This window comes from Allobosea lathyri, assembly GCF_900108245.1.
In the GTDB taxonomy this organism is placed as follows: Bacteria; Pseudomonadota; Alphaproteobacteria; order Rhizobiales; family Beijerinckiaceae; genus Allobosea; species Allobosea lathyri.
On the sequence record NZ_FNUY01000016.1, the window covers coordinates 66067 to 91838 of the forward strand.

Here is a 25772-nt window from a genome sequence, read left to right on the forward strand (position 1 = left end):
CGCTGTCCCGGCGATTGCCGCATGCATGCCTTACGCTGGAGCGGGCACAAAGGAGGCCAGCGCCAGCTCCAGCCGCCGCCATGACGCGTCATCGCCCGGCAGGCCGAAGCGCAGCCATGTCGCCTCGTTCTGGAAGCGGCGAACATAAAGGCCGTTGCGGCCGAGATGAGCGAACAGTGCCGGGGCCTCCGGAGTCGCGAGCAGCCTGAACAGCGTCGTGCCACCAACGACCCTGCCATGGCGGGCCAGCAGGGCATCGAGACGCGCCGCGTCGGCCGCGCGCGCGGCACCGGCCTGCGCCAGCCAATCGGCGTCACCGAGCGCCGTCGCGCCGACATCCAGCGCCGGTCCGGCGACCGACCAGGGGCCGAGCGCAGCGCGCAGGCGCTCCATGGTCGCCGCCTGGCCGATGGCGAAACCCAGCCGCAGCCCGGCCAAACCATAGGTCTTGCCGAAGGAGCGCAGCACGACCGTTGCGGGCGGAAGCGTCGGAATGAGACTGATCCCGGGCGTAAAATCGGCAAAAGCCTCGTCCACGACCAGCAGGCCGCCGCGCGCCGCGCAACGGGCAGCCAAGGCCGCAAGTTCGGCAATCGGCAGGACGCGACCATCGGGATTGTTGGGATTTACCACCACCACGGTCGCGGCATCCCGGATATCGCCAGCCGTCCGCGCCTCGCTCACGGCTAGGCCCGCCTTGCGCCAGGCGAGGGCATGTTCGGCATAGGTCGGTCCGAGCACCGCCACCGGGCCGCCGGCCTTCAGCCTCGGCAACAGCTCGATCAGGATCTGCGTGCCGGGCGCCGCGACGATCCCGGCGCCGCCGGGCACGAGGTAAGCTCTGCGTGCCGCCATCAACAGGGCCGCCTCCGCCTTCGCCTCCGGCAGGCTCTGCCAGAGGCTTAACGGCAGCGGCGGAAGCGGATAGGGGATGGGATTGATCCCGGTGGAGAGATCGATCCAGGGTTCGGGCGCCCCCGAAAACAGCGCCCGCGCCGTGCCGAGATCGCCGCCATGCCAGATTTCACCCTCAGCCACGATCGTCCCCACCCCAGATGAGCTTTACGGATACCCTGCCGCTGCTTGCGCTCGCGCTTTTGCTCGAAGCGGCCCTCGGCTATCCCCAGGGCTTGTATGCGCGGATTGGCCATCCCGTCACCTGGCTGGGCGCGCTGATCGCAAAGCTCGATCACGCATTGAACAGCGAAGCCGCATCCTTCGCGCTGAGGAAGATCGCTGGCGTTGCGGCTCTGGCCCTCCTGCTCGCGGTCGCACTGGCCACAGCGCTCGTCCTGGCATGGCTGTGCGGACGGCTGGGGCCGCTCGGATTGCTGCCGCTGGCGCTGCTCGCCTCGACCTTGCTGGCACAGCGCAGCCTGCATGAGCATGTCGCTCGCGTCGCGCAGGGGCTGGAAAACGGCGGATTGGCGGGCGGCCGCAAGGCGGTCTCGATGATCGTCGGGCGCAACCCGGATACGCTGGACGAAGCCGGCGTGGCGCGCGCCGCCATCGAGAGCCTCTCGGAGAATTTCTCCGACGGGATCGTCGCTCCGGCCTTCTGGCTCGGTGTGGGCGGCCTGCCCGGCATCGCGCTCTACAAGGCGATCAACACCGCCGATTCGATGATCGGCCACAAGACGCCGCGCCATCTCGCCTTCGGCTGGGCCTCGGCGCGGCTCGACGATATCGTCAACCTGCCGGCATCGCGGCTGACCGCCCTGCTGCTGATTGCGGCCGCCGCGCTCGACGGGCAAGCCAGCGCCACCAGTGCCTGGCGCGCGGTCGGCCACGACGCGCGCCGCCACCGCTCACCCAATGCCGGCTGGCCGGAAGCCGCGATGGCCGGAGCGCTCGGCTTGAGGCTGGCCGGCCCGCGCACCTATGGCGCCGTCACCGTCAACGACAGTTGGATGGGCGATGGGCGGGCGGAGGCGACGGCTGCCGATATCAGGCGGGCGCTGCGGCTCTACCGGACGGCATGCCTGCTGCTGTGGGGACTGGCGGTGGGCGGCGCGGCAGCATGGCTCTCTACCTGAGCCAGGCGCGCAGCAGATTGACCAATGGTGCTGGATAGACTGCGCGTCAAACATGCGGTCATCCCGGGCGGAGCGCAGCGCAGACCCGGGATCCATTCCCGAACGCAGGACGGTTATGCTCAGGAATGGATCCCGGGTCTCCCTGCGGTCGCCCGGGATGACCTGCGCCGGTTGAGTCAGCCAGGGGGCGAGGCGCCAGGATTGCGCGTTTCAAAACTCGATCCCCTCCTGCGCCTTCACGCCCGCTGTGAAATGGTGCTTCACCAGCGTCATTTCGGTGACGAGATCGGCAGCCGCGATCAGCTCCGGCTTGGCGTTGCGGCCGGTGACGACGATGTGCAGGTCGGGCCGGCGCGCGGCCAGCGTCGCCACCACTTCGGCCAATGGCAGATAGTCGTAGCGCAGGGCGATGTTGAGCTCGTCGAGCACGATCAGCCGGATCGTCGGGTCCGCCATCAGCTCTTTCACTTTGGCGAAGGCCCGTTCGGCAGCAGCGATATCGCGCGCCTTGTCCTGGGTTTCCCAGGTGAAGCCCTCGCCCATGCTGTGCCAGCTGATCTGGTCTCCGAAGGCGCTGAGTGCCTTGCGCTCGCCGGTTTCCCAGGCGCCCTTGATGAACTGCACCACGCCGACGCGCCAGCCATGGCCGAGCGCGCGCAGCATCAGCCCGAAGGCGGCGGTCGACTTGCCCTTGCCGGGCCCAGTATTGACGATCAGCAGGCCCTTTTCGACGGTCTTGGCCGCGACCTCGGCGTCCTGCACCGCCTTGCGCTTCTCCATCTTCGCCTTGTGACGGGCGGCTTCCTCGGCATCGACAGTCATCGCATTCCTCGATTCAGACGTTTTCACTTCACTCGCATCGGCAGGCCGGCGACCATGAAGATCACGCTGCCGGCGCGCGCCGCGAGATTCTGATGCAGCCGGCCGGCCTCGTCGCGGAAGCGGCGGGCGAGCGCATTGTCGGGCACGATGCCGAGCCCGACCTCGTTGGAGACCAGCACGACAGGCGCAGTCGAACGCTCGCAGGCCTCGATCAGGTCGCGGCTTGCGGCGGGAATATCGTGCTCGGCGAGCATGAGATTGGTCAACCAGAGCGTGAGGCAATCGACCAGCACGGGCCGGCCGGCCGGGATCGCCCGGATCGCCTCGGGGAGGGTCAGCGGCGCGTCGATCGTGAGCCAGTCCTGCGAGCGGCGGGCGCGATGCTCGGCGATACGAGCCCGCATCTCGTCGTCATAGGCCTGCGCGGTCGCGACATAGGCCCAGGGCGCCGGCAAAGCCTCGATCAGCGCCTCGGCATGGCGGCTCTTGCCGGAGCGGGCGCCGCCGAGGACGAGAGTGAGGTGGGGAATGTCGTCCATCATGCCGGCCCGTATCATGCGAGCCCTCATCCTGAGGAGCCGCGTAAGCGGCGTCTCGAAGGATGCTCCAGATGTCGCCCGAGCCCACTGGAGCATCCTTCGAGACGCGATCTACGATCGCTCCTCAGGATGAGGGCTTGGGTTGATCGCTGGGACACGTCCATTGCACAGCACGGTCCACATGGCTATTGATCGTCGCTGACGGTGCCTCGGAGACGAGGTGAAAAGGGAACGCGGTGAAATGCCGTGGCTGCCCCCGCAACTGTAAGCGGCGAGCCTTTCGCCATCGGCCACTGGAGCATCCGCTCCGGGAAGGCGGTGGAAGGTCTTAGACCCGCGAGCCAGGAGACCTGCCGTCAATCCGCATGATTCCAACCGGCTGCCGGCGGGGCGGCCAAGGAGATGACGATGAATACGGTTGCAGTTTCCACACAATCAAGCGTCTCGGAACGCGCAAAGGCCGTCGCAGCAGCGCTCGTGCTCGGCTTCGTGCTGATCTACACGGTCGGTTTCGCGGCGTCGGCCAGCGTCCACAACGCGGCGCACGACACCCGTCACGGCCTCGCCTTCCCCTGCCACTGAGGGAACGGCATCATGGTCAATCGTGTTCTCGCGGTCAGTCTTCTGGCCGGGCTTCTGGCTGGGCTCCTGGTCGCAGCCCTCCAGCATGTCACCACCACCCCGCTCATCCTGAAGGCGGAAACCTATGAGGCGGCGCTGCGCGCAGCCGGGCCCACTCACGCCGCCTTCACCGGCGAAGCCAGGGTCATTCTTGCTCACGGCGCCGCCGAGGCCGGTCATGGCGAGCACGCCGAATGGAAGCCGCAGGACGGCATCCAACGCACGCTCTTCACCAGCGCGGTGACGATCGCCACCGCGATCGGCTTCGCCGCCTTGCTGCTGGCCGGCATGATCGCCGCCAACGACGTCATCGATGAGCGGCGCGCGCTGATCTGGGCGGCCTGCGGCTTCGTCGCCTTCGGGCTCGTGCCGGCAACCGGCCTCGCGCCCGAACTGCCGGGAAGCGCTTCCGCGGAATTGGCGCAGCGCCAGCTCTGGTGGATCGTGACGGCGCTCGTCACGGCCGGAGGATTGTTCGTCTTCCTGCGCTTCGACGCGCCATGGCTCAAGGCCCTCGCGGTGCTGGCGATCCTGGCGCCTCATATCGTCGGCGCGCCGCATCCCGCCGCTCCAGAAAGCAAGGTTCCAGCCGAGATCGCAGCCCATTTCGCCGCGCTTTCGCTCGCCATCCAGGCCGCGCTCTGGCTCGCCACCGGCTTTGCCGTCGGGGTGATCTGGCCCTGGCTCAGCCGCCGCGCCGTTGCCGCGCAGTGACGCCCAACGCGATCCCGCGGGGATCGCGCGTCTACACAACGCTAGCGCCGGCGATCCCGGCGGGATCGCGCGTCAGGACCCGCTAACCCCATGACGAACCCAATGCCTGAGGGCGACCTCACCATTCACGTCTGCACGGTGTGCAGACGCCAGCGCGAGGATTTGCCGGATGGTTTCGACCAGCCCGGCATCGCGCTGGCGCAGGCGCTGACGCAGCGCCTGGACGAGAAAGGCAGCACGATTCCCGTGCTTGCCGTGGAATGCCTCGCCGTCTGCAAACGGCCCTGCACCGTCGCCTTCGCGGCCGACGGCAAATGGACCTATCTGATCGGCGACCTCGATACACACGATCATCTCGACGATATCGTCAGCGCGGCGGAGGCCTACGCCGCCAGCGCCAACGGCATCGTTCCCTGGAAAGAAAGACCCGCCTGCTTCCGCAAGGGTGTGGTCGCACGCGTGCCGCCTCTGCCGGCGCGCAGCTCAAGGATGACATCATGAACGCCCCGCAAGCGCCGGCTCTCGGCAAAATCCCCTGCACGATCATCACCGGTTTCCTCGGCGCGGGAAAAACCACTTTGGTGCGCCATCTGCTCGAAAACGCGCAAGGAAAGCGCCTTGCCGTGCTCGTCAACGAGTTCGGCGATCTCGGCTTCGACGGCGAGTTCCTCAAGGGCTGCGGCATCTCCGGCTGCACCGAGGAGGATGTCGTCGAACTGCCAAATGGCTGCATCTGCTGCACGGTGGCCGATGATTTCGTGCCGGCGCTCGAAAAGCTGCTGGACCGCGCCAATCCGCCCGACCACATCCTGATCGAGACCTCCGGGCTCGCCTTGCCCAAGCCGCTGGTCCAGGCCTTCAACTGGCCCGCGATCCGCAGCAGGGTCACAGTCGACGGCGTCATCGCCGTGGTCGACGGCCCCGCCGTTGCCCAGGGCCAGTTCGCGGATGATCCCGAGGCGCTGGCCGCGCAGCGCGCGCAGGATGCTTCCGTCGAGCACGACAATCCGCTGGAAGAGGTGTTCGAGGACCAGATCCTCTGCGCCGACCTGATCCTGCTCAACAAGAGCGACCTGATCGACGAGGCCGGCAAGGCCCGCGTCAAGGCCGAGATCGCCGAACATCTGCCCAAGGCGATCAAGATCGTCGAGACCGCACATGGCAAGGTCGAGCCGGCCCTGATCATCGGCCTGTCCGCCGCCGCCGAGAGCGATCTTGCTGCCCGCCCCTCGCATCACGGCGAGGGCGAGGATCACGACCATGACGATTTCGACAGCGTCGCGCTGGCGCTGCCCGCCGGCCTCTCGCCGGAGGAACTGTCGGTGCGAGTCGCCAAGGCCGCCGAAGCCAATGGCGTGCTGCGGCTGAAGGGTTTCGCCTCGGTGCCGGGCAAGCCGATGCGGCTCGTCGTGCAAGGCGTCGGCCGGCGCGTCAGCCATCATTTCGACCGGGCCTGGGGTGCGGACGAGCCACGCGACGGCCGGCTGACCGTCATCGGCCTCAAGGGCTTCGACGCAAAGGCGGTGGAGACCGCGCTCGCCGGATAAGGCAACAGGATGCATCTTCTCCCGACCAGCGAGATCAGGCTCGACGACGGCGATGACGCCGTCGATCTCGGCCTGCCGCCGGGGGATGTGCTGGCCCTGTCCTTCGCCGACAGCGACCTGTCGGCGCTGGCTGCGGCGGTTCGACCAGAGATTCGAACTGAGATCGTGCCTCCCCCGTCATGGTCGGGCTTGTCCCGACCATCCACGTCTTCGCGGGTCGAGACCTGCGCTCAAGACGTGGATACTCGCCACAAGGGCGAGCATGACGGTCGGATACTGTCCCTGCGCCTCGCGCCGTTGCGGCGGCTGAAACATCCGCTTTCGGTCGATTTCCTGATCGAGAAGACGCTGGTGCGAAGCCGCTTCGTGCTGCTGCGCTGTCTCGGCGGGCTGGATTACTGGCGCTACGGCATCGAGCAGATCGCCGCCGCCAGCCGGCGCGAGGGCATCGCGCTGGCGGTCCTGCCGGGCGACGACCGGCCCGATGCGCGGCTGGCGGATTACGGCACGGTCGATCCCGAATTTGCCGGGGAGCTGCTCGGCTATTTCCATGCCGGTGGCGGCGCGGAGAACATGCGGCGGTTGCTCGGGCGTATTTCCAATTATCTCGAAGGTCGCGCGCCCCCTCATCCGACCCTTCGGGCCACCTTCTCCCGCGAGGGGAGAAGGGAAGACCGTTTGTCGCCTCTCCCTTCTCCCCTCGCGGGAGAAGGTGGCCCGAAGGGTCGGATGAGGGGGCGCCGTGACCTTTCCGAAGCGACTTTGAACGCGCTACCTCCCCTGCCCCTGCCCTCCCTCTTCGCACTGGGCGAAGGCGGCACGCCGCTAACCTGGCGCGAGGCGCTGGCTGCCCTGCCCTCCGACCAACCGCTTGTCCCGATCCTCGTCTATCGCTCCGGCGTCAGCGCGGGCGATACCGCCATGGGCGAGGCCATCGCTGCCGCGCTCGCTTCGCGCGGCCACGCCCCGCTGGTCCTGGCCCTGACGAGCCTGAAGGACCCCGCCGTCACCGCCGAACTCGCAGCGCTGATCGCCACGCGCAAGCCGGCGCTGATCGTCACCACAACCGCCTTTTCGGCCCGCGAGGGCGGTGATTTCGTGCTCGACGGCGCCGATTGTCCGGTCCTCCAGGCCGTGCCGGTCGGCAGCGCGCGCGAAGCCTGGGCCGCCTCGCCGCGCGGCCTGTCGGCCATCGATCTTGCCATGCAGATCGCGCTGCCGGAATTCGACGGGCGGCTCGGCGCCATCCCCGTCGCCTTCAAGGCCGATGAGCAAGACACAGGCAATGGCTTGACGATCCGCCGGCTGGTGCCGGATGCGGACGGCATCGCTGCACTGGCCGATCTCGCCGCCGGCTGGATCGCGCTGGCGACCAAGCCCGCCGCACAGCGCCGGTTGGCGCTGGTGATGTCGGACTACCCGGCGCGCGGCGGACGCGCGGGTTTCGCTGTTGGCCTGGACACGCCGGCCAGCGTCGGGGCGATCGCGACGCTGCTGGCGGAAGCGGGTTATGAAGTCCCAACCCGTCATTGCGAGCGTAGCGAAGCAATCCAGGAGCCCGCGGGCGCCGAGGCTGGATTGCTTCGCTACGCTCGCAATGACGGCGCAGTGCTCATGGCGAACCTCACCACAGGCCCCGCCGACTTCACCCTTCCGCTCACGACCTATCGCGACTGGCTCGCCACGATCCCCTCGACCGCCCGCGAGGCGCTTCTCGCTGTTCATGGCGCGCCGCAGACCGATCCCGCCTGCGAGGACGCGACCTTCCGCTTCCGCGCTGTCCGCAGCGGCCATCTCATCATCGCCCTGCAGCCGCCGCGCGATGCGACGCCCGACCGCAAGGCGCGCTATCATGATCCCGACGCCCCGCCCGGTCATTTCTATCTCGCCTTCTACCTCGCCTTGCGCGCGGTCGCCGGCATCGACGCGCTGATCCATCTGGGCACGCATGGCACGACGGAATGGCTGCCCGGCAAGGCCGTGGCGCTCTCGCCCGCCTGCTGGCCGCGCCTCGTCACAGGCGGCCTGCCGGTGATCTATCCCTATGTCGTCGACGACCCCGGCGAGGCCGCGCCGGCCAAGCGCCGGCTCTCGGCCCTGACGCTCGGCCACCTGCCGCCCGAACTCGCGCAGGCCGAGGCCGCCGGCGAGACCGCTTTGCTGCGCGATCTCGTCGAGGAGTTCTCGCAGGCGCAGATGCTGGATCCGCGCCGCGCCGATATCGTGGCCGGCGAGATTCTGGCGCGCGCGCAGGCGAGCGGGCTGGCGCAATCCTGCGGCGTCACCGATGAGCTCGACATGAGCGAGGCGCTGACGCGGCTCGACGCGCATCTCTGCGACATCACCGAACTGCCCTTCCGCGATGGCCTGCATGTCTTCGGACAGGCCGCGCATGATCCCGTCTCGTCGCAGGCCGAACGAACGAACCTGCTCAGGGCACTGGACGGCCGCTTCGTGCCGCCCGGCCCCGCCGGCTCGCCGCATCGCGGGCGGCCCGATGTGCTGCCGACCGGGCGCAACCTCTCGACGCTCGATCCCCGCTCGATCCCGACGCGCGCCGCTGCGAGGTTGGGAGCGCTGGCCGCTGCTGCGGTGATCGGCCGCCACCTTCAGGACCATGGCGATCATCCGCGCCGCATCGTGATGGATCTCTGGGCCTCGCCGACGCTGCGCTCGGGCGGCGAGGACATCGCACATGCACTCGCGCTGATGGGCGTGGCGCCGCTTTGGGACAACGCCTCGACGCGGGTGACCGGGTTTTCGGTGACGCCGCTGCCGAAACTCGCTTTTCCGCGCGTCGACGTCACGGTTCGGATATCCGGCGCGTTCCGCGATACGTTTCCGGCCCAGATCGCGCTGCTGGACGCCGCCGCACGCGCCGTCGCCGCGCTCGACGAGCCCGTTGACTGGAACGAGCCGGCCGCCGCGCGTGCCCGTGGCGAGGCCGGCGCCCGCATCTTCGGCGCGGCGCCCGGCCGCTATGGCGCGGGGATGGCCGACCGCGCGCTCGATGGCGAATGGGCCGCGCGAGCCGACCTCGGCGCGGCCTATCTCGCCGCCTCCAGCCATGCCTATGGCGGCACGGAGGGCGCGGCGACCGCCGATGACGGCTTTGGCGAGCGCATCAGGGCGGCCGACGCCTTCGTCCATGTCAGCGACACCCCCGGGCGCGATATTCTCGAAGCCACCAGCGCCGCCGATGTGATCGGCGGTCTTGCGGCGGCTGCAAAGGCACTGGGGGCCGACCCCGCACTTTACAGCCTCGACAGCTCGAATCCGGAAGCGCCCAGGGCGCGCACCGTTGCCGAAGACATTGCCCGCATCGTCCATGGCCGGCTGACGCATCCGCGCTGGATTTCGTCACACCTCGCCCATGGCTGGCGCGGCGCAGCGGAACTGGCGGAGGCCATCGACACGCTGTTCGTCTTCGCGGCGAGCACCGATACCGTCTCCGACGGGCTGTTCGACGCGGTCTTCCAGGCCTATTGCGCCAATGCGCAGGTCTGGAGCGCGCTGGAAGCGGCCAATGCCCCGGCCGCTGCCTCGATCCGGGCAAGGCTTGCGGAAGCGGCGCGGCGCGGACTCTGGACCAGCCGGCGCAACTCCGTGGGAGCTTTTCTGGCACGCGAGGCGGCGGAATGAGCGCTCCTGCACAGGACGAACTCCGGCGCGGCTGGTGTCCGAGCACGCTGCGCCCGATGGAGACCGGCGATGGCTGGCTGGTGCGTCTGCATCCTCCCGGCGCGAGGCTTGATCCCACGCAGATGCGGCGCATCGCGGCGCTGGCGCGGCAGCATGGCAACGGGCTGGTCGAAATCTCGGCGCGCGGCAATCTCCAGATCAGGGGCGTAAAACCGCAGGCGCATCCGGCGCTGGTCGCGAGCCTGCTGGCCGAGCAGCTCGTCGACGAACATGACGGCCAGGGTCCGCAACGACTGACGCTGGTCTCGCCTCTGGCCGGGGATGGTGCCGGTCGACCCCTCAGCCCTCATCCTGAGGAGCGCCGCAGGCGCGTCTCGAAGGATGGTCCAGATGGTTCCGGAGCCTCCGGGAGCATCCTTCGAGACGCCATTTCCAAGGAAATGGCTCCTCAGGATGAGGGCTCGGGGGAGCGAATCGAGCCAGTCGATGCTGCAGCACTCGCCGAGGTGATCGAGGCGGTAGTGCGCGGCATTGCCGATCTTCCCGCCAAGACCTGCGTCGTCGTCGACGATGGTGGCGCGCTTTCACTCGACGGCTTTCCCGCCGATATCCGCGTCCAGGGGATCGCCGGCAAGGTGGCGATCGGCCTGCCCGGCGCCATCTGGCTCGGCCCGATCGAAGCGGATGCCGCAGCCGATGTGACCGCGCGCCTGCTGGCCGCCTTCGCCGCGCACCATCGCCACGCGCTGCAGACCATCCGGCGCCTGCGCGACCTGCCGGAGGACGCACTGGCTGCTCTCGTCGCGGCAAGCGGCCTTCCTCGGACGCATGCCCCTGCGCCACGTCCCGCCGCAAAGCGGGCCGGGCTCTTTACGGGGCACGGCGGCCGCTTCGCCGCCATCATCGGCCTGCCCTTCGGCCGCAGCGATGCGGCAACGCTCGACCTTCTCTGCGCCATGGCCGAGAGCTTTGGCGATGGCGACATCCGGCTGTCGCCCTGGCGCGGCATCGCCTTTCGCGGGCTGAGGCGGTCGGATGCTGACGCATTGCTGGGTCTGGGCGACGAGCTCGGCCTGATAACCGATGACGACGATCCGCGTCTTTCCGTCCAGGCCTGCGCGGGAAAGCCCGCCTGCCTGCGGGCGCAGACCCCGACGATGGCGGATGCGGCGCTGCTGGCGCAGGCCGCGACCAAGCTGCTCGCCGGCGGGCTGACGATGCATGTGTCCGGCTGCGTCAAATCCTGCGCGCATCCCGGCCCCTCGGCGCTCACGCTGGTCGGCCGAGACGGGCATTATGACGTGGTCATCGACGGTACGACGCGCGATGCAGCGTTCGCAGAGCTTGACCTTTGCGAGATCATGACGCGTCTGCAGCCCGGCCAGGACATTCACGCCCGCCTTGTGGCCGCGGGCAGGGTTACGGGACCTTAGAGTTTGAGCGGGACATACGACTATATCCGCGATGGCGCCGCGATTTACGAGCGCTCCTTCGCCATCATCCGGGCCGAGTCCGATCTCTCGCGCTTTTCGGGCGCGGCCGCACGCGTCGTCGTGCGCATGATCCATGCCTGCGGCATGACCGACCTGCCTGATGATGTGGAGATGTCCACCGATTTCTGCGCCGCGGCGGAAACTGCCTTGCGTGCTGGCGCGCCGATCCTGTGCGACGCCAAGATGGTCGCCAATGGCGTGACGCGTCCACGCCTGCCGGCCGGGAACGACGTGGTCTGCACATTGGACGATCCGACGGTGGCGAGCCTCGCAGCCGAGATGGGCACGACCCGCTCCGCCGCCGCGATGGAATTGTGGCGCCCGCGGCTCTCGGGCGCGCTCGTCGTCATCGGCAATGCGCCGACCGCCCTGTTCAGGCTGCTCGAAATGCTCGATGCCGGTGCGCCCAAGCCAGCCGCAGTGATCGGCATTCCCGTCGGCTTCGTCGGCGCGGCGGAATCGAAGCTGGCTCTGGCGCAGGACAAGCGCGTGCCGTTCCTCGTCGTCCATGGCCGGCGCGGCGGATCGGCGATGGCGGCGGCTGCCGTCAATGCGCTGGCGCAAGAGAAGGAATGAGCCGGTGACACCAGAACCGGCTGCAATGCCCGCGGGCAAAACCCTGCTGTTCGGCGTCGGCCTCGGCCCCGGCGAACCCGACTACATGACCGTGCGCGCCCGCGACATCATCCTCAGGGCGGACCGGCTGGTGCATTTCTGCAAACGCGGACGGCGCGGCAATGCGCGCGTCACCGCCGATGCCGTGATCGCGCCCGATTCTGCGCGTGAGATCGAACTCGCCTTTCCGGTGACGATCGAGGTACCGGTCGAGGACGAGGGCTATACCGGGCCGATCGCCGCCTTCTATGACGAGGCCGCCGCCCGGCTTGCCACCGAGATGGAGGCCGGCCGCACGCTCGCCGTGCTCTGCGATGGTGATCCGTTCTTCTACGGCTCCTTCATGCATCTGTGGCGGCGTCTGGCGCATCGCTTCCCAACCGAGATAGTGCCGGGCGTCACCGGCATGGCCGGCGCCTGGACGCGCGCCGAGGCGCCGATCACCTGGGGCGACGACGTCATGACCGTGCTGCCGGGCACTTTGTCCGAGGCCGAACTGACGCGCCGCCTGCGCGACACCGACGCCGCCGTGATCATGAAGCTCGGCCGCAACCTGCCCAAGGTCCGCCGCGCATTGCAGGCATCTGGCCTGATCGACCGGGCGATCTATGCCGAACGCGCCACGATGGCGGGACAGGTGATCGCGCGATTGTCGGAAAAGGCCGACGACGAGGCACCCTATTTCTCGATGGTGCTGGTGCCCGGCGAAGGGCGGCGGCTGTGACTGAGCGCATCCTTGACCACGTGGCCCCCGAACCTCCAGCGTCATCCCGGACGAGCGGCCCTCGGGTCCTGCCTTCGGCAGGCCCAAGGACAGGCTCCGCCGCGCCGATCCGGGATCCATTCCAGAACCTGTCCGGTCATCGCTCCGGCATGGATCCCGGGTCTGCGCTTCGCTCCGCCCGGGATGACGGCGCGGTGTCCGAGATAGCCGAGAATTCGGACCGACAGTCCAAGGGCTCGCTCACCGTCGTCGGCCTTGGGCCGGGCGAGGCGCATTGGCTGACGCCGGCTGCCCAGGCCGCGATCGAGGCCGCGACTGATCTTGTCGGCTACGACCCCTATCTCGCGCGCATCCCCGCGCGGGAGGGCCAGACCAGGCACGGCTCCGACAATCGCGTCGAGATCGAGCGCGCGGGCCACGCACTGCGGCTCGCCAGCGCGGGCCGGACCGTCGCTGTGGTTTCGGGAGGCGATCCCGGCGTCTTTGCCATGGCGGCAGCCGTATTCGAGGCGCTGGAGGCGGGCAATCCGGCCTGGCGCGACATCGCGATCACTGTGGAACCCGGCATTACCGCGATGCTGGCGGCGGCGGCGCGCACGGGCGCTCCTCTCGGAGGGGATTTCTGCGCGATCTCGCTATCGGACAATCTCAAGCCCTGGGAGGTCATCACCACCCGGCTCAAGGCCGCACTCGCTGCCGATTTCGTGATCTGCCTGTACAACCCGATCTCGAAGGCGCGGCCCTGGCAATTGGGCGAGGCGCTGGCGCTGGCGGCGACGCAGCGCAGCCCCGAGACCCCGGTGATCTTCGCCCGTGCGGTCGGGCGGCCCGACGAGGCATTGCGGATTCTGCCCCTGACCGAGGCGGTCGAGGCAGCCGGCACGGCCGACATGGCGACGCTGGTGATGATCGGCGCATCGACGACGCGGCTGATCGCGCGCGAGGGCCAGCGCCCTTACGTCTACACGCCGCGCTCGGTGACGAAGAGCCCCTGCGTCACCAGCCAGGGCAGGACCTGATCGATATGATCGACGGTCTCGACATCGGGCTTGCGCGGCCGCTCGACCATGATGACCGGCAGTCCGAGCCGGCGGGCTGCAATCAGCTTGCCGACCGTCGCCGGCCCGCCGGAATTCTTGCTGACCAGGACCTCGACGCCTTCTTGGCGCATCAGCTCTTCCTCGGCATCGGCCTCGAACGGCCCGCGCTGCTGGATGACGGTGACGCCCGCCAGCGGCAGCCGGTCGCCGATCGGCTCGATCGCGCGCACGAGATAGCGATGGCACGGCGCATCGGCGAAAGCCGGCAATTCCAGCCGGCCCACTGTGAGAAAAACACGTCGGGCCGGCTCCTTGCCCAGCAGCTCGACCGCCGCCTGGATGTCGGGCACGCAGCGCCATCGATCGCCCGTGTGCGGCCGCCAGGATTCGCGGCGGATCGCGAGCAGCGGCACGTTTTCGGCCTTGCAGGCGGCCTGGGCATGGAACGGCATGATCGCCGCGAAGGGATGGGTCGCGTCGATCACGGCGACGATGCGTTCGTCGACGAGATATTGCCGCAAGCCGTCGATGCCACCGAAGCCACCGACGCGGACAGGCAGATTCGACGGCCTGGGGTCGACGGTGTGCCCCGCCAGCGAGATAATCGCGCGAATGTCGGGAGCCTGTTCAGCGAGGTGCTGATCAAGTGCTGCTGCTTCGCTCGTTCCGCCGAGGATGAGAACGGTCATGTCACTAGTTATGCTTGAATCGAATGGACTGTCGAGCCGGGACGAGGTTGCATCTTCCGCACCCTGGCTCGCGCTGGTCGGGCTCGGCGAAGATGGCCGCGCGGGCCTCTCGCCCGACGCGCTGGCAGCGCTCGACGGCGCCGAGATCGTGTTCGGCGGCGAGAGGCACCTTGCCCTGATCGGCGCGGTACCCGGCGAGGCGCGCGCCTGGCCGCAGCCCTTCCGCAACGCCCTGCCCGCGATCCTGGCCGAGCGTGGCCGCAAGGTCTGCGTGCTCGCCACCAGCGACCCGTTCCATTACGGCATTGGCGCGGGGCTGACCCGCGCAATTCCCGCAGACGAGATGCGGATCATCCCGCAGCTCTCGTCCTTCGCCATGGCCTGCAACCGGCTGCGCTGGGCGCAGGAGGAATGCGCGCTGGTCTCGCTGCATGGCCGCGCGCTGCAGCGGATCATCCCGCATCTGCAGCCGAATGCGCGCATTCTCGCGCTGTCGTGGGATGCCTCGACACCGGCCGCCGTCGCTGCCCTGCTGACCGAGCGCGGGCTGGGCGCCAGCCGGATCGTCGTGCTGGAATCGCTTGGCGGCCCGCATGAACGGATCCGCTCGGCCCGCGCCGATGAGTTTGCGCTCGAGGACATCGTCCCGCTCAACATGAGCGCGGTCACGGTCGTCGCCACGCCCGGCGCGCGCATCCTGCCGCTGGCGTCGGGGCTCGACGAAAGCTGGTTTGCCCATGACGGCCAGATCACCAAATCCGACATCCGCGCGATCACACTGGCCGCGCTGGCGCCGCGCGCCGGCGAATTGCTTTGGGATGTGGGCGCCGGCTCGGGCTCGATCTCGCTCGAATGGTGCCTGCGCCATCCGCGCAACCGCGCCATCGCCTTCGAGGCGAACCCCGAACGCGCCGAGCGCATCACCCGCAACCGGATCGATCTCGGCGCGCTGCCGGTCGAGATTGTGGGCGAGGCGCCCGGCGCCTTCGCCGGCCGGCGCGCGCCGGATGCCATCTTCATCGGCGGCGGCATCGGCGATGACGGCGTGTTCGAACAGGCCTTTGCGGCGCTGAAGCCGGGCGGCCGTCTCGTCGCCAATGTCGTGACGCTCGAAGGCGAGGCGCGGCTGGCCACGCTGTTCAAGGCGCATGGCGGGTCTTTGCGCCGCATCGGCATCGCCCATCTCGACCCGGTCGGCACGATGCATGGCTGGCGCTCGGCCATGCCGGTGACGCAATGGCGCGTGAGCAAGCCTTGATGGGCTTCGTCGGTCGCCACATCCACTGCGTCATCCCGGACAAGCCGCGCAGCGGCGCAGATCCGGGATCCATCGGAGGCCTCCGGAACCCTACGATGGATCCCGGGTCTCCGCTTCGCTCCGCCCAGGATGACGCAGCGCATATCATCCGTGACGGCGCTTCGCGATGAGTGACCGCCTCATCGCCGGCATCGGCCTGCGGCCTGGCACGAGCGAAGCCGAGATCGGCGCCTGCCTTGACCAGGCACTGGCGACGGCGGGGCTCGGCGACGAGCCGGTGTCGCGCTTCTCCACGCTTGCTGCGCGCAGCACAGAGCCCGGACTGCTGGCACTGGCACTGGTTCGCAATGCCCAGATCGTCGCGATCGCCGACGAGGCGCTGAAAGGTTTCGAGGCGGCCTGCGCGACGCGTTCGACCCGGATCGCCTCGCTCTATGGCGTCGGTTCGGTGGCGGAAGCCGCAGCGCTGGCTGCCGCCGGACCGGGCGGAACCTTGATCCAGCCGCGCATCGCGACCGCCCGCGTCACCTGTGCTCTGGCAAGGGCTGGCTCATGACCATCCATTTTATCGGCGCGGGACCGGGCGCGCCCGATCTGCTCACCTTGCGGGGGCGCGACCTGATCGCCGCCTGCCCCGTCTGCCTCTATGCGGGTTCCCTGATCCCCAGGGCGATGCTGGACTGGTGCCCGCCGAGTGCCCGCATCATCGACACCGCCCCGCTCGATCTCGACGCGATCATCGCGGAAATGCAGGCGGCTCACGGCGCTGGCCGGGAGGTCGCGCGCTTGCATTCCGGCGATCTCTCGATCTGGAGTGCCTGCGGCGAACAGATGCGCCGGCTCGATGCGCTCGGCATCCCCTACAGCGTGACGCCGGGCGTGCCGGCTTTTGCTGCCGCCGCCGCGAGCCTGAAACGCGAATTGACCCTGCCGGGCGTGGCGCAATCGCTGGTGCTGACCCGGACCTCCGGCCGGGCCTCGGCGATGCCGCCCAGGGAGACACTCGCGACCTTCGCGGCTTCAGGGACGACGCTGGCGGTCCATCTCTCGATCCATGTCATCGATCAGGTCGTGACGGAATTGACGCCGTTCTATGGCGCCGATTGCCCGGTCGCGATCGTGTTTCGCGCCTCCTGGCCCGATGAGCGCATCTTGCGGGGAACGCTGGCCTCCATCGCGGAACAGGTTCGCGAGGCCGCGCTCGAGCGCACCGCGCTGATCCTGGTCGGGCCGGCGCTGCGAGCCGAGGATTTCGGCGACAGCGCGCTGTATTCGGCCGGCTACGACCGGCGCTTCCGGCCGGGTGGTGGCACATGATCGCACCGGGACTTCTCATCGCCGCGCCGCGTTCCGGCTCGGGCAAGACCACGATCACGCTCGGCCTCCAGCGCGCGCTGGTGCGGCGCGGGCTGACCGTGCGCGGGCTGAAATGCGGGCCCGACTATATCGACCCGGCTTTCCACGCGGCCGCGACGGGGGCGCCCAGCGCCAATCTCGATTCCTTCGCCATGCCCGACGCCCTGCTCGGCGCCATCGCCTATGGGGCCGCTGACGCCGCCGACCTCGTCATCGCCGAGGGTTCGATGGGGCTGTTCGACGCCGTGCCCGGTCCCGAGGGCCATACCGGGGCCAGCGCCGATATCGCGGCACTGCTCGGCTGGCCCGTCGTGCTGGTGATCGATGTCTCCGGACAGGCGCAATCGGCCGCCGCCATTGCGCTTGGCTGCATGCATTACGATCCACGCATCAGGATCGCCGGCGTCATCCTCAACAAGGTCGCCAGCGAGCGCCATCGCCGGCTGGTGGCGCAGGGCATGGCCAAGATCGGCCTGCCCGTGCTGGGTTCGCTGCCGCGCGAGGCCAGCCTGATCCTGCCCGAACGCCATCTCGGGCTGGTTCAGGCCGGCGAGACCGACGACCTGCATGCAAGGCTCGATGCGCTGGCCGAGGCGATCGCGGCGGCGGTCGATCTCGACGCGGTCGTGGCAGCGGCCGGGCCGACGATGCTCACGCCCCCGGGCGATGCGATCCCCGCCCTGCCTGCACCCGGACCGCGCATCGCGATTGCGCGCGATGCCGCCTTCAGCTTCGTCTACCCGCATGTCGAGGCCGGCTGGCGCGCGGCCGGAGCCACGCTCCTGCCCTTCTCGCCGCTGGCCAATGAGGCTCCTCCCGAGGATTGCGATGTCTGCTGGTTGCCGGGCGGCTATCCCGAGTTGCATGCCAGCACGATTGCCGGAGCGGCGCATTTCCTGAAAGGCCTCCGGCAGTTCGCGGAAAGTCGGCCCGTGCATGGGGAGTGCGGCGGCTACATGGTGCTGGGCCAGAGCCTCACCGATGCGGATGGCGTCAGCCACGCCATGGCCGGGCTACTCGGCGTCGAGACCAGCTTTGCCAGGCGCAAGATGAATCTGGGCTATCGCCGCGCAGTGCTGCAGGCCGACGGGCCGCTCGGACAGGCCGGGCAGGCGCTGACCGGCCATGAATTCCACTACGCCACGATCGTCGCGACCGGCGACGACCCGCCCTTCGCGGTGGTCACCGACCCGCATGGCTCGCCCCCCGCCCCCGCCGGAAGCCGGCGCGGCCATGTGACGGGGTCGTTCTTTCACGCAATCGCGGTGGCGGCGTGACGCAAGACGACAGTGCCCGCAGCCTCAGCCCTCATCCTGAGGAGCCATTTCGCTGGAAATGGCGTCTCGAAGGATGTTCCAGATGGTTCGGGAGCCTCCTGAACCATCCTTCGAGACGCCGCTTCGCGGCTCCTCAGGATGAGGGCTCAGCGTGAGGCTGAGATTGTGACGCGCTCTTCTCCACCCGTCTTCGACGCCGCCTTTGCAGCGCAGTTCCGGGAATTGCTGACCTGGCGGCGCGATGTCCGACGCTTCCGGCGCGATGCGCTTCCCGAGGGGATGATCGAGCAGCTTCTGGGCGAGATGGAGTTGTCACCCTCGGTCGGCCATTCGCAGCCCTGGCGCTGGGTTCGAGTGCGCGACGAGGCGCAACGCGCGTCGGTTCGCGCGAGCTTCACGCGCTGCAATGCCGACGCGCTCGCCGACTATGAGGGCGAGCGGGCGCGGCTCTATGCCAGCCTCAAGCTTGAAGGGATGCGCGAGGCGCCCGAGCAATTCGCGGTGTTCTGCGACCATGCGACCGAGCGAGGTCATGGCCTCGGCCGCCGGACGATGCCGGAGATGCTGGATTATTCCGTGGTCGCCGCGATCACGCAGTTCTGGCTCGCGGCGCGGGTGCAGGGCATCGGCGTGGGCTGGGTCTCGATCCTGGAGCCGGAGGTGGTGCGCGAGGCGCTGGCCGCGCCGCCGGGCTGGAAGCTGATCGCCTGGCTCTGTGTCGGCTATCCCGAAGAGGAAACCGACATGCCGGAATTGGTGCGGGCGGGTTGGGAGAACGGGCAATAAGGCCAGTTATAGCTTGTGGATTTTGCGTCTCAATGCTCCGTCATCCTGGGCGACCGCAGGTCGGCCCGGGATCCATCGTAGAACTCGGATCCCTACGATGGATCCCGGATCTGCGCGGCTGCGCCGCTTGTCCAGGATGACGGCGCGCTTCCAGATCGGATCATCGCGCTCAGGACAAGTTTGCGCGGCGGAACCGCTGCCCCTCTTACAAGAGAGGGTTCCCCGCGCTCGTCTTTACCTCAGACAGCCACCTTGAACGCGGCTTCGGTCTTGCTCTTGATTTCGTCGAGCGTGACGCCTTCGGCGAGTTCGATCAGCGTCATGCCGCCGCCGTTCTCGTCGATCGAGAAGACGCCGAGATCGGTGATCACCATGTCGACGACGCCCGCGCCCGTCAGCGGCAGATCGCAGGCCTTGAGCAGCTTGGCCGATTCCGAGCCGTCCTTGTTCTTGGCGACGTGCTCCATCACCACGACGACCTTCTTGACGCCGGCGACGAGGTCCATCGCGCCGCCCATCCCCTTCACCACCTTGCCGGGGATCATCCAGTTGGCGAGGTCGCCATTCTCGGCCACCTGCATGGCGCCGAGGATGGAGAGGTCGATATGGCCGCCGCGGATCATGCCGAAGGAGTCGGCGGAGGAGAAATAGCTCGTCGTCGGCAGTTCGGTGATGGTCTGCTTGCCGGCATTGATCAGATCGGGATCCTCGTCACCCTCATAGGGAAACGGCCCCATGCCGAGCATGCCGTTCTCGGACTGGAGCTGAACGCTCACGCCCGCGGGGATGTAATTCGAGACCAGCGTGGGGATGCCGATGCCGAGATTGACGTAATAACCGTCCTTGAGTTCCTTCGCCGCGCGGGCGGCGATCTGTTCGCGGGTCCATGCCATGTTCGGAACTCCTTAAGCGGTCGCGCGAGGGCGGGTGGTGCGCTGCTCGATGCGCTTGGCCGCGTTCGTGACATGCACGATCCGCTTCACGAAAATGCCGGGCGTGTGCATGTGATCGGGGTCGATCTCGCCGGCCGGCACCAGATGCTCGACCTGGGCGACGGTCATGCGCGAGGCCGAGGCCATCATCGGATTGAAGTTGCGCGCCGTCTTCCGGTAGACGAGGTTGCCCTCGGTATCGCCCTTCCAGGCATGGACCAGCGAGACATCGGCGAAGATGCCGCGTTCCATGATGTAGCGCTCGCCGTCGAATTCGCGCTCCTCCTTGCCCTCGGCGACCAGCGTGCCGACGCCGGTCTTGGTGAAGAAGGCGGGGATGCCGGCGCCACCGGCGCGGATGCGCTCGGCCAGCGTGCCCTGCGGGGTGAATTCGAGCTCGAGTTCGCCGGCGAGGAACTGCTGGGCGAAGAGCTTGTTCTCGCCGACGTAAGAACTGATCATCTTCCTGATCTGGCGGGTCTCCAGCAGGATGCCCAGGCCCGCGCCGTCGATGCCGGCATTGTTGGAAACGAAGGTCAGGTCCTTCGCGCCGCTCTCGCGCACTGCCTCGATCAGGATGTCGGGGATGCCGCAAAGACCGAAGCCGCCGGCCATGATGGTCATGCCATCCTTGATGGCGCCGGCCAAAGCGGCCCTGGCGTCAGGAAATACCTTCTTCATCGCGTTGCCTTTGTCGCTGGGACGAACTGTGAATTGGCTTGGCCGGACGGCTCGCTACAGAACTAGCCGAGCGCAAGGGGCGCTTGCAACATGCAGTCTTGACGGACAGGCGCGGGGAACCCCTCTCCTGTAAGGAGAGGGGCAGGGGTGAGGTGTCGGCCGCTGACCGCAAAGGGCAAAATATGGTGTCGGAGCAACAGAATTTTGCACGGAGTCTCAGAAAGCGATCCACCAAACCCGAAGACATCATCTGGGATGCGCTCCGCAATCGCCGTATCGACGGCCTGAAGTTCCGACGGCAATCGCCGCTCTTGAACTACACCGTCGATTTTCTGTGCTTCGAGCGGAAACTGATTATCGAGATTGACGGAAAACAGCATGGCCGGGAGCGTGATTACGACATGGCGCGGACGGTCGAGCTCGAGAGCCACGGCTTCACGGTTCTAAGGGTCCGGAATGACGAGGTACTGGGCGATCTTGATGCGGTCATCGGCAAGATCAGAGTTGCCGCGCGCATTTGAGGTGGCAGAGCCGTTGAGCTGACTGGTCCAGGGGCCTACACCTCACCCCTGCCCCTCTCCTTACAGGAGAGGGGTTCCCCGCGGTTCTCCCGCATCACGACGCCGGGCAGGCTGCTCCGGTATCGGCCCAGGCCTGCATCAGCGCGCCGAACTGGGCAGGTGTGCCCGGCGCCGGTTCGCGGCCGGGACCCGGATTCCAGCCCCACAGCACGAGGCTGTCGGTCGTGACATGCTTGACGATCGCCGCGAGGTCGCGGCTGCCGTTGCGGTTGAGATCCTTGAGCTGCTCGCAGATCTGACCGGGGGTCTTGCCTTCCCAGGCCATCGAAGCCGGCGCCAGCGCCCAATGGCCGTCGCCGGGAATGCGGGCCGGGTCGAAGTTCTGCTTGCCATGGCAGGTCGCGCATTCGAGACCGGGCGCGCCATGGCCATCCTTGCCGCGGACCACGAGCGGCTGATGCGGGCGTCGCGCATCGGTCTGGCGTGGGCGCTCGGTCGCCGGGTGGCAGTTCATGCAGCGGGGATGCTGCAACACCTTGCCTATCTCGCCGAACAGCGCGACCGAGCGGGCTCGCGCATCGGGAATCGTCGAGAAGCTCGCGGCATCGCGCAGGGGCGCGCCGCCAGCTTGCGGCGCCGGGGGCGTCTGCGCGACGGTCAGTGCCGTGCCGCCGAGCCCGAGCGCAAGCGCGGCGGCAGTGGCGAGAAGGAAAGGCCTGACCATCACACCACTCCTCCGCCGACCATCGGCAATTGTCTTGGCCTGACCTGCCCGAGCCGCGCCAGCGCATTGGCTACCGCAGGACCGATCGGCGGCACGCCGGGCTCGCCGACGCCGGTCGGCTTTTCCGTGGAGGCTACGATCGTCACCTCGACCTCCGGCATCTCGTGGATGCGCAGCGAGCGGTAAGTGTCGAAATTCGCCTGGACTGGCCGGCCCTCGTCGAGCGTGATCTCGCCATAGAGCGCGTGGCCGACGCCGAAGCCGATGCCGCCCTCCATCTGGGCGCGGATGATGTCGGGATTGACCGCGACGCCGCAATCGACCGCGCACCAAACCTTGTGGACCTTCGGCTCTCCATCGGGACCGATGGAGACTTCGGCGATCTGGGCGACGAAGGTGTCGAAGCTCTCGACCACCGCAACTCCGCGCGCCCGGCCATCCACGGGACCCGCGCCATTCCATTTCGCGAGTTCGGCGACCGCCTTGAGCACGCCGGCCGCGCGCGGCGCCTTGCCCATCATCGCGAGGCGCCCGGCGACAGGATCCTGCCCCGCCGCCTGCAGCAGTTCGTCGACGAAGGCCTCGACCGCATAGCCGGTATGGGTATGGCCGACCGAACGCCACCACAGCGTGGGAACGCCGACCTTGGCGGTATGCACGTCGCAGGCAAAGTCGGCGACCTCGTAGAGCAGTTCGCTGGCGCCCTCGACCATGGTCGCGTCGATGCCGTTCTTCACCGTCATCGCCTCGAAGGGCGTGCCGAGGAAGAAGGACTGGCCGACGATGGTGCTGGACCATGCGGTGATCTTGCCGTCCTTGACCGCGCCACGCAGGCGATGCACGAAGAGCGGGCGATAATAGCCGCCGGCCAGATCGTCCTCGCGCGTCCAGACCAGCTTGACCGGGCGGTTGGGGCCGATCGCCTTGGCGACCATGGCAAGCTCGGCCGCCAGATGCTGGCTGACCTGGGCGCGCCGCCCGAAGCTGCCGCCCGCAAGCATGGTGTCGAGCCGCACCTTTTCCGGGGGAAGGCCGAGGACGGCGGCGATAGTTGCATGTTCCGTCGTCTGGAACTGGCTGCCGAAGCGGGCATGCGCCTGGGTGCCGTCCCATTCGAGATAGCCGTCGAGCGGCTCCATAGGCGCATGCGCCAGATAGGGGAAGACGAACTCCGCCTCGACGACCTTGTCGGATTTGGCAAGCGCGGCTTCGGCATCGCCATGCTTGCCCGCGACCATGCCGGGCGTGCGCACCAGGCTGCGGTATTCGGCGATCAGCTCGCGGCTGCCGCGTTTTTCGGCCGCCGTCTCATCCCAGTTGACCTTCAGCGCCTCGCGGCCCTTCAGCGCCGGCCACATGCCGGTGGCATAGACCGCGACGCCCGAACCGATCTGCTTGACGTCGACGACGCCCTTGACCTTGAGCGCCTGCGCCGCATCGAAGCTTGCGACCGTGCCGCCGAAGCGTGGCGGTCGGGCGACCACGACCGTCAGCATGTTGGGCGCGCTGATATCGATGGTGAACTGCGCCTTGCCGCGCGACTTGTCGGCGCTGTCGAGCCGCTTGATCGCGCCTTCCTTGCCGATCAGGCGGAAATTCGCCGGCTGCTTCAGGGCGACATCGGCGGGGGCCGGCAGTTTGGAGGCGGCTTCCACGAATTCGCCGAAGCGACCCTGCTTGCCCGAGGCGTGCCTGAGCACGCCCTGCTCGACGGTGATCTCACCCGCCGGCACGTTCCAGGACTGCGCCGCCGCCTGCACCAGCATGGCGCGCGCCGTCGCGCCGGCCTTGCGCATCTGCTCGAAGGAGTTGGCGATGGCCGACGAACCGCCGGTGCCCTGCACGCCGAAGGCGAGGTTGGCGTAGAGCTTGACGTCAGCGGGGGCATGTTCGGCGCGCATCTGCGCCCAATCGGCGTCCATCTCCTCGGCGACGAGCGTGGAAAGACCGGTGAACGGCCCCTGGCCGAATTCGATATGCTTGATCAGGACGGTGACGAGATCGTCGTTGCCGACGCGGATGAAGGCGTTGGGCGCGAAGGCGGCTTTGCCAGCCTGCGCCGCACTCGACTGCGCCCTGGCCGGACGGGGCAGGTGCAGGCCGATGACGAGGGCGCCGGCGCCGCCGAGCAGCGAGCGGCGCGAAAGCTTGATGTCATGCGCTGTCATGGCTCAGACCTCCAGGGCCTTGGCCGCGTCATGGATCGCGGCGCGGATGCGGACATAAGTGGCGCAGCGGCAGATGTTGCCGTTCATCGCGAGATCGATGTCGCGGTCGGTCGGCTTGCGGTTTTCCTTGAGCAGGGCGACCGCGCTCATCACCTGTCCGGACTGGCAGTAGCCGCATTGCGGCACGTCGCGCGCCGTCCAGGCCGTCTGGACTGCGTCGGCTTCCTTGCCCGCGATGGCCTCGATCGTGGTGATCTCCCCGTCGACGGCGGAGATCGGCGTGACGCAGGAGCGCAGCGGCTTGCCATTCATGTAGACCGTGCAGGCGCCGCATTGCGCGACGCCGCAGCCGAATTTGGTGCCGGTCAGGCCAAGATTGTCGCGGATCGCCCAGAGCAGGGGCGTATCGTCGTCAATGTCGAGACTATGCGTCTGTCCGTTGACCTTGAGCGTATGGACCATGGCTGCCTCGCGGTGGCTCGAAGTTATCGACTGACTTCATGCTTTTTCGGCTGACTTCATCGCCGAGCGCCACGCGCGACGCTCGATTTTAGCGCTCCCATCTGACATAGCAGTGTCAGGCGGCGCGTTCGTCGGCAAGCGAATATGGACTCATTGGACAATTTCAGTCTAATGAGGATGGTCGCTCAGAGTTTGTATTTAGTCAAGATCGAGAATGCAGGACTGTAGCGATTGTTCCGGCCAGCAGGCCGACGAGGCGACCAGCCGGATCGACCAGATCGCGGACGCGGCTCTGCGTCGCTTCGCTCGCTACGGCTACAGGCGCAGTTCCATGGACGACATCGCCAAGGAGGCGGGGCTCGCCAAGGCGACGCTGTACCTTCATTTCAAGAGCAAGGACGACATCTTCCGCGCCATGCTCGCGCGGCTGGGGACGCGCGTCGAAGCACGATGCCGTGAAGCGATGGCGCAGGAGGCGCCCTTCCCCGCAAAGCTCGCCGCTTTGCTGCAGGCCCATTTCTGCACGGCCTTCGCGGCTTTCGGCGATGGAGACCATCTCGTCGAGCTCAAGGCCGTGATGGCGGATGTTGCTTCGCGGGAAATCGAGGCGTTCGAAGCCGTTTTCGCCGGCTTCGCGACGACGCTGCTGGCTCAGGCCGAGAGCGCGGGCGAGATCACCCTGTCGCGGGTGGGCCTGCAACGTGACGCGCTGGTGGCGGCGCTGATGCTGGCCGCCATCGGCGCCAAATCCGGCACGATGCCTTCGCGGGACGTCTACAGCGCGCGCCTGCTCGACCTCGCATCGGTGTTCTCGGCCGCCCTCGTGGCTTGAAAGCGCTTTGGAATAGAGATCTCATCCCGAGTCCCCTGAACCATCCTTCGAGACGCCGCTTCGCGGCTCCTCAGGATGAGGGCTCAGGTGTAGGATGAGGGTTCAGGTATCCAATTGCCGCCTATACTCGGAAACACCGCGTCATCCTGGACAAGCGGCGCAGCCGCGCAGATCGGGATCCATCGTAGGGATCCAAGCTCTACGATGGATCCCTGTGTGTTTGTTTTGTGGGATTATTGAGCGGGCGAGAGACCGTTGGATCCCTGATCCCTTTGGAGATCGCGACCCGGCCC

26 protein-coding genes and 1 riboswitch are annotated in these 25772 nt (G+C 67.9%); of the genes, 17 read left to right on the forward strand and 9 right to left on the reverse strand.

Annotated features, from left to right (window positions below):
• Positions 1–30: 30 nt before the first annotated feature.
• Positions 31–1038, reverse strand: a complete 1008-nt coding sequence (gene cobD, locus C4S73_RS25425) for a threonine-phosphate decarboxylase CobD (RefSeq protein WP_342210594.1) — start codon at positions 1036–1038, stop codon at positions 31–33.
• A gap of 17 nt (positions 1039–1055) precedes the next feature.
• On the opposite strand from cobD, the gene cbiB reads away from it, so the two are divergent.
• Positions 1056–2036 (forward strand): adenosylcobinamide-phosphate synthase CbiB, encoded by a 981-nt coding sequence (gene cbiB / locus C4S73_RS25430; RefSeq protein ID WP_103875390.1) that lies wholly within the window; start codon positions 1056–1058, stop codon positions 2034–2036.
• Between the two features lie 210 nt (positions 2037–2246).
• Here cbiB and cobO read toward each other — a convergent pair whose 3' ends face one another.
• Both cobO and cobU read right to left on the reverse strand, forming a co-directional pair.
• Positions 2247–2858, reverse strand: coding sequence for a cob(I)yrinic acid a,c-diamide adenosyltransferase (gene cobO, locus C4S73_RS25435; protein ID WP_103875391.1), 612 nt, complete (start codon positions 2856–2858; stop codon positions 2247–2249).
• Between the two features lie 23 nt (positions 2859–2881).
• Positions 2882–3397 (reverse strand): bifunctional adenosylcobinamide kinase/adenosylcobinamide-phosphate guanylyltransferase, encoded by a 516-nt coding sequence (gene cobU, locus C4S73_RS25440; RefSeq protein WP_425290377.1) that lies wholly within the window; start codon positions 3395–3397, stop codon positions 2882–2884.
• A gap of 186 nt (positions 3398–3583) precedes the next feature.
• Positions 3584–3769, forward strand: a riboswitch (cobalamin riboswitch).
• Positions 3770–3805: 36 nt separating this feature from the next.
• On the opposite strand from cobU, the gene C4S73_RS25445 reads away from it, so the two are divergent.
• From C4S73_RS25445 to cobJ, 9 genes are all read left to right on the forward strand, one after another.
• Positions 3806–3979 (forward strand): CbtB domain-containing protein, encoded by a 174-nt coding sequence (locus tag C4S73_RS25445; protein WP_200828100.1) that lies wholly within the window; start codon positions 3806–3808, stop codon positions 3977–3979.
• Between the two features lie 12 nt (positions 3980–3991).
• On the forward strand, positions 3992–4732 hold the full coding sequence (locus C4S73_RS25450; RefSeq protein WP_103875394.1) for a CbtA family protein: 741 nt from the start codon (positions 3992–3994) through the stop codon (positions 4730–4732).
• A 90-nt stretch (positions 4733–4822) separates the two neighbouring features.
• On the forward strand, positions 4823–5233 hold the full coding sequence (locus tag C4S73_RS25455) for a DUF1636 family protein (RefSeq protein ID WP_244595790.1): 411 nt from the start codon (positions 4823–4825) through the stop codon (positions 5231–5233).
• A complete protein-coding gene (gene cobW / locus C4S73_RS25460) occupies positions 5230–6279 on the forward strand; it encodes a cobalamin biosynthesis protein CobW (protein WP_103875395.1) in 1050 nt (349 codons plus the stop codon). The genes C4S73_RS25455 and cobW overlap by 4 nt, the downstream gene beginning before the upstream one ends.
• A 9-nt stretch (positions 6280–6288) precedes the next feature.
• Positions 6289–9921 carry a cobaltochelatase subunit CobN gene (gene cobN / locus C4S73_RS25465; protein WP_103875396.1) on the forward strand — a complete coding sequence of 1211 codons (3633 nt, stop codon included), beginning with the start codon at positions 6289–6291 and terminating at the stop codon, positions 9919–9921.
• The gene (locus C4S73_RS25470; protein WP_103875397.1) at positions 9918–11354 is read left to right on the forward strand and encodes a precorrin-3B synthase; all 1437 of its coding nucleotides are present in this window, start codon (positions 9918–9920) and stop codon (positions 11352–11354) included. Before cobN ends, C4S73_RS25470 begins: the two co-directional genes overlap by 4 nt.
• 3 nt (positions 11355–11357) lie before the next feature.
• Positions 11358–11990 (forward strand): precorrin-8X methylmutase, encoded by a 633-nt coding sequence (locus C4S73_RS25475; RefSeq protein WP_103875398.1) that lies wholly within the window; start codon positions 11358–11360, stop codon positions 11988–11990.
• A 25-nt stretch (positions 11991–12015) separates the two neighbouring features.
• Positions 12016–12753, forward strand: a complete 738-nt coding sequence (locus tag C4S73_RS25480) for a precorrin-2 C(20)-methyltransferase (protein ID WP_103875399.1) — start codon at positions 12016–12018, stop codon at positions 12751–12753.
• A 194-nt stretch (positions 12754–12947) separates the two neighbouring features.
• Entirely contained in the window at positions 12948–13772 is an 825-nt protein-coding gene (cobJ, locus tag C4S73_RS25485) for a precorrin-3B C(17)-methyltransferase (RefSeq protein ID WP_244595791.1), read from the forward strand.
• Here cobJ and C4S73_RS25490 read toward each other — a convergent pair.
• Positions 13715–14482: a cobalt-precorrin-6A reductase gene (locus C4S73_RS25490; RefSeq protein ID WP_103875401.1), complete on the reverse strand. Its 768-nt coding sequence runs from the start codon at positions 14480–14482 to the stop codon at positions 13715–13717. The genes cobJ and C4S73_RS25490 overlap by 58 nt on opposite strands.
• Between C4S73_RS25490 and cbiE the strand changes: the two genes are divergently transcribed.
• The 5 genes from cbiE to bluB all read left to right on the forward strand — a co-directional run bounded on the left by cbiE (position 14481) and on the right by bluB (position 19159).
• On the forward strand, positions 14481–15740 hold the full coding sequence (gene cbiE / locus C4S73_RS25495) for a precorrin-6y C5,15-methyltransferase (decarboxylating) subunit CbiE (RefSeq protein WP_244595792.1): 1260 nt from the start codon (positions 14481–14483) through the stop codon (positions 15738–15740). The genes C4S73_RS25490 and cbiE overlap by 2 nt on opposite strands.
• Positions 15741–15906: 166 nt before the next feature.
• Positions 15907–16296 carry a cobalamin biosynthesis protein gene (locus C4S73_RS25500; protein ID WP_103875403.1) on the forward strand — a complete coding sequence of 130 codons (390 nt, stop codon included), beginning with the start codon at positions 15907–15909 and terminating at the stop codon, positions 16294–16296.
• Entirely contained in the window at positions 16293–17057 is a 765-nt protein-coding gene (cobM, locus tag C4S73_RS25505; protein ID WP_103875404.1) for a precorrin-4 C(11)-methyltransferase, read from the forward strand. The genes C4S73_RS25500 and cobM overlap by 4 nt, the downstream gene beginning before the upstream one ends.
• Entirely contained in the window at positions 17054–18373 is a 1320-nt protein-coding gene (locus C4S73_RS25510) for a cobyrinic acid a,c-diamide synthase CobB (RefSeq protein WP_103875405.1), read from the forward strand. Before cobM ends, C4S73_RS25510 begins: the two co-directional genes overlap by 4 nt.
• A gap of 138 nt (positions 18374–18511) precedes the next feature.
• On the forward strand, positions 18512–19159 hold the full coding sequence (bluB, locus tag C4S73_RS25515; protein ID WP_103875406.1) for a 5,6-dimethylbenzimidazole synthase: 648 nt from the start codon (positions 18512–18514) through the stop codon (positions 19157–19159).
• Positions 19160–19398: 239 nt separating this feature from the next.
• Here the strand turns inward: bluB and C4S73_RS25520 are convergent, their stop codons facing one another.
• Both C4S73_RS25520 and C4S73_RS25525 read right to left on the reverse strand, forming a co-directional pair.
• Entirely contained in the window at positions 19399–20052 is a 654-nt protein-coding gene (locus C4S73_RS25520; protein WP_103875407.1) for a 3-oxoacid CoA-transferase subunit B, read from the reverse strand.
• A 12-nt stretch (positions 20053–20064) separates the two neighbouring features.
• Positions 20065–20772 carry a CoA transferase subunit A gene (locus C4S73_RS25525; RefSeq protein WP_103875408.1) on the reverse strand — a complete coding sequence of 236 codons (708 nt, stop codon included), beginning with the start codon at positions 20770–20772 and terminating at the stop codon, positions 20065–20067.
• A 152-nt stretch (positions 20773–20924) separates the two neighbouring features.
• Here C4S73_RS25525 and C4S73_RS25530 point away from each other — a divergent pair, with 152 nt between their 5' ends.
• A complete protein-coding gene (locus tag C4S73_RS25530) occupies positions 20925–21293 on the forward strand; it encodes an endonuclease domain-containing protein (protein WP_244595793.1) in 369 nt (122 codons plus the stop codon).
• 94 nt (positions 21294–21387) lie between these two features.
• Here C4S73_RS25530 and C4S73_RS25535 read toward each other — a convergent pair whose 3' ends face one another.
• The 3 genes from C4S73_RS25535 to C4S73_RS25545 are packed head-to-tail and all read right to left on the reverse strand — an operon-like array spanning position 21388 to position 24647.
• Complete coding sequence (locus C4S73_RS25535; protein WP_200828101.1) at positions 21388–22017, reverse strand: Isoquinoline 1-oxidoreductase subunit; 630 nt, start codon at positions 22015–22017, stop codon at positions 21388–21390.
• Complete coding sequence (locus tag C4S73_RS25540) at positions 22017–24185, reverse strand: xanthine dehydrogenase family protein molybdopterin-binding subunit (protein WP_103875410.1); 2169 nt, start codon at positions 24183–24185, stop codon at positions 22017–22019. The genes C4S73_RS25535 and C4S73_RS25540 overlap by 1 nt, the downstream gene beginning before the upstream one ends.
• A gap of 3 nt (positions 24186–24188) precedes the next feature.
• Complete coding sequence (locus C4S73_RS25545) at positions 24189–24647, reverse strand: (2Fe-2S)-binding protein (RefSeq protein ID WP_103875411.1); 459 nt, start codon at positions 24645–24647, stop codon at positions 24189–24191.
• 214 nt (positions 24648–24861) lie between these two features.
• Here C4S73_RS25545 and C4S73_RS25550 point away from each other — a divergent pair, with 214 nt between their 5' ends.
• On the forward strand, positions 24862–25479 hold the full coding sequence (locus tag C4S73_RS25550) for a TetR/AcrR family transcriptional regulator (RefSeq protein WP_103875412.1): 618 nt from the start codon (positions 24862–24864) through the stop codon (positions 25477–25479).
• Positions 25480–25772 lie beyond the last annotated feature (293 nt).

Coding starts and splice junctions, on each gene's coding strand:
- cbiB (WP_103875390.1), top strand. CDS start 1,056: ATGAGCTTTACGGATACCCTGCCGCTGCTTGCGCTCGCGCTTTTGCTC.
- cobO (WP_103875391.1), bottom strand. CDS start 2,858: ATGACTGTCGATGCCGAGGAAGCCGCCCGTCACAAGGCGAAGATGGAG.
- cobU (WP_425290377.1), bottom strand. CDS start 3,397: ATGGACGACATTCCCCACCTCACTCTCGTCCTCGGCGGCGCCCGCTCC.
- C4S73_RS25445 (WP_200828100.1), top strand. CDS start 3,806: ATGAATACGGTTGCAGTTTCCACACAATCAAGCGTCTCGGAACGCGCA.
- C4S73_RS25450 (WP_103875394.1), top strand. CDS start 3,992: ATGGTCAATCGTGTTCTCGCGGTCAGTCTTCTGGCCGGGCTTCTGGCT.
- C4S73_RS25455 (WP_244595790.1), top strand. CDS start 4,823: ATGACGAACCCAATGCCTGAGGGCGACCTCACCATTCACGTCTGCACG.
- cobW (WP_103875395.1), top strand. CDS start 5,230: ATGAACGCCCCGCAAGCGCCGGCTCTCGGCAAAATCCCCTGCACGATC.
- cobN (WP_103875396.1), top strand. CDS start 6,289: ATGCATCTTCTCCCGACCAGCGAGATCAGGCTCGACGACGGCGATGAC.
- C4S73_RS25470 (WP_103875397.1), top strand. CDS start 9,918: ATGAGCGCTCCTGCACAGGACGAACTCCGGCGCGGCTGGTGTCCGAGC.
- C4S73_RS25480 (WP_103875399.1), top strand. CDS start 12,016: ATGCCCGCGGGCAAAACCCTGCTGTTCGGCGTCGGCCTCGGCCCCGGC.
- cbiE (WP_244595792.1), top strand. CDS start 14,481: ATGTCACTAGTTATGCTTGAATCGAATGGACTGTCGAGCCGGGACGAG.
- C4S73_RS25490 (WP_103875401.1), bottom strand. CDS start 14,482: ATGACCGTTCTCATCCTCGGCGGAACGAGCGAAGCAGCAGCACTTGAT.
- C4S73_RS25500 (WP_103875403.1), top strand. CDS start 15,907: ATGAGTGACCGCCTCATCGCCGGCATCGGCCTGCGGCCTGGCACGAGC.
- cobM (WP_103875404.1), top strand. CDS start 16,293: ATGACCATCCATTTTATCGGCGCGGGACCGGGCGCGCCCGATCTGCTC.
- C4S73_RS25510 (WP_103875405.1), top strand. CDS start 17,054: ATGATCGCACCGGGACTTCTCATCGCCGCGCCGCGTTCCGGCTCGGGC.
- bluB (WP_103875406.1), top strand. CDS start 18,512: ATGAGGGCTCAGCGTGAGGCTGAGATTGTGACGCGCTCTTCTCCACCC.
- C4S73_RS25520 (WP_103875407.1), bottom strand. CDS start 20,052: ATGGCATGGACCCGCGAACAGATCGCCGCCCGCGCGGCGAAGGAACTC.
- C4S73_RS25525 (WP_103875408.1), bottom strand. CDS start 20,772: ATGAAGAAGGTATTTCCTGACGCCAGGGCCGCTTTGGCCGGCGCCATC.
- C4S73_RS25535 (WP_200828101.1), bottom strand. CDS start 22,017: ATGGTCAGGCCTTTCCTTCTCGCCACTGCCGCCGCGCTTGCGCTCGGG.
- C4S73_RS25540 (WP_103875410.1), bottom strand. CDS start 24,185: ATGACAGCGCATGACATCAAGCTTTCGCGCCGCTCGCTGCTCGGCGGC.
- C4S73_RS25545 (WP_103875411.1), bottom strand. CDS start 24,647: ATGGTCCATACGCTCAAGGTCAACGGACAGACGCATAGTCTCGACATT.
- C4S73_RS25550 (WP_103875412.1), top strand. CDS start 24,862: ATGCAGGACTGTAGCGATTGTTCCGGCCAGCAGGCCGACGAGGCGACC.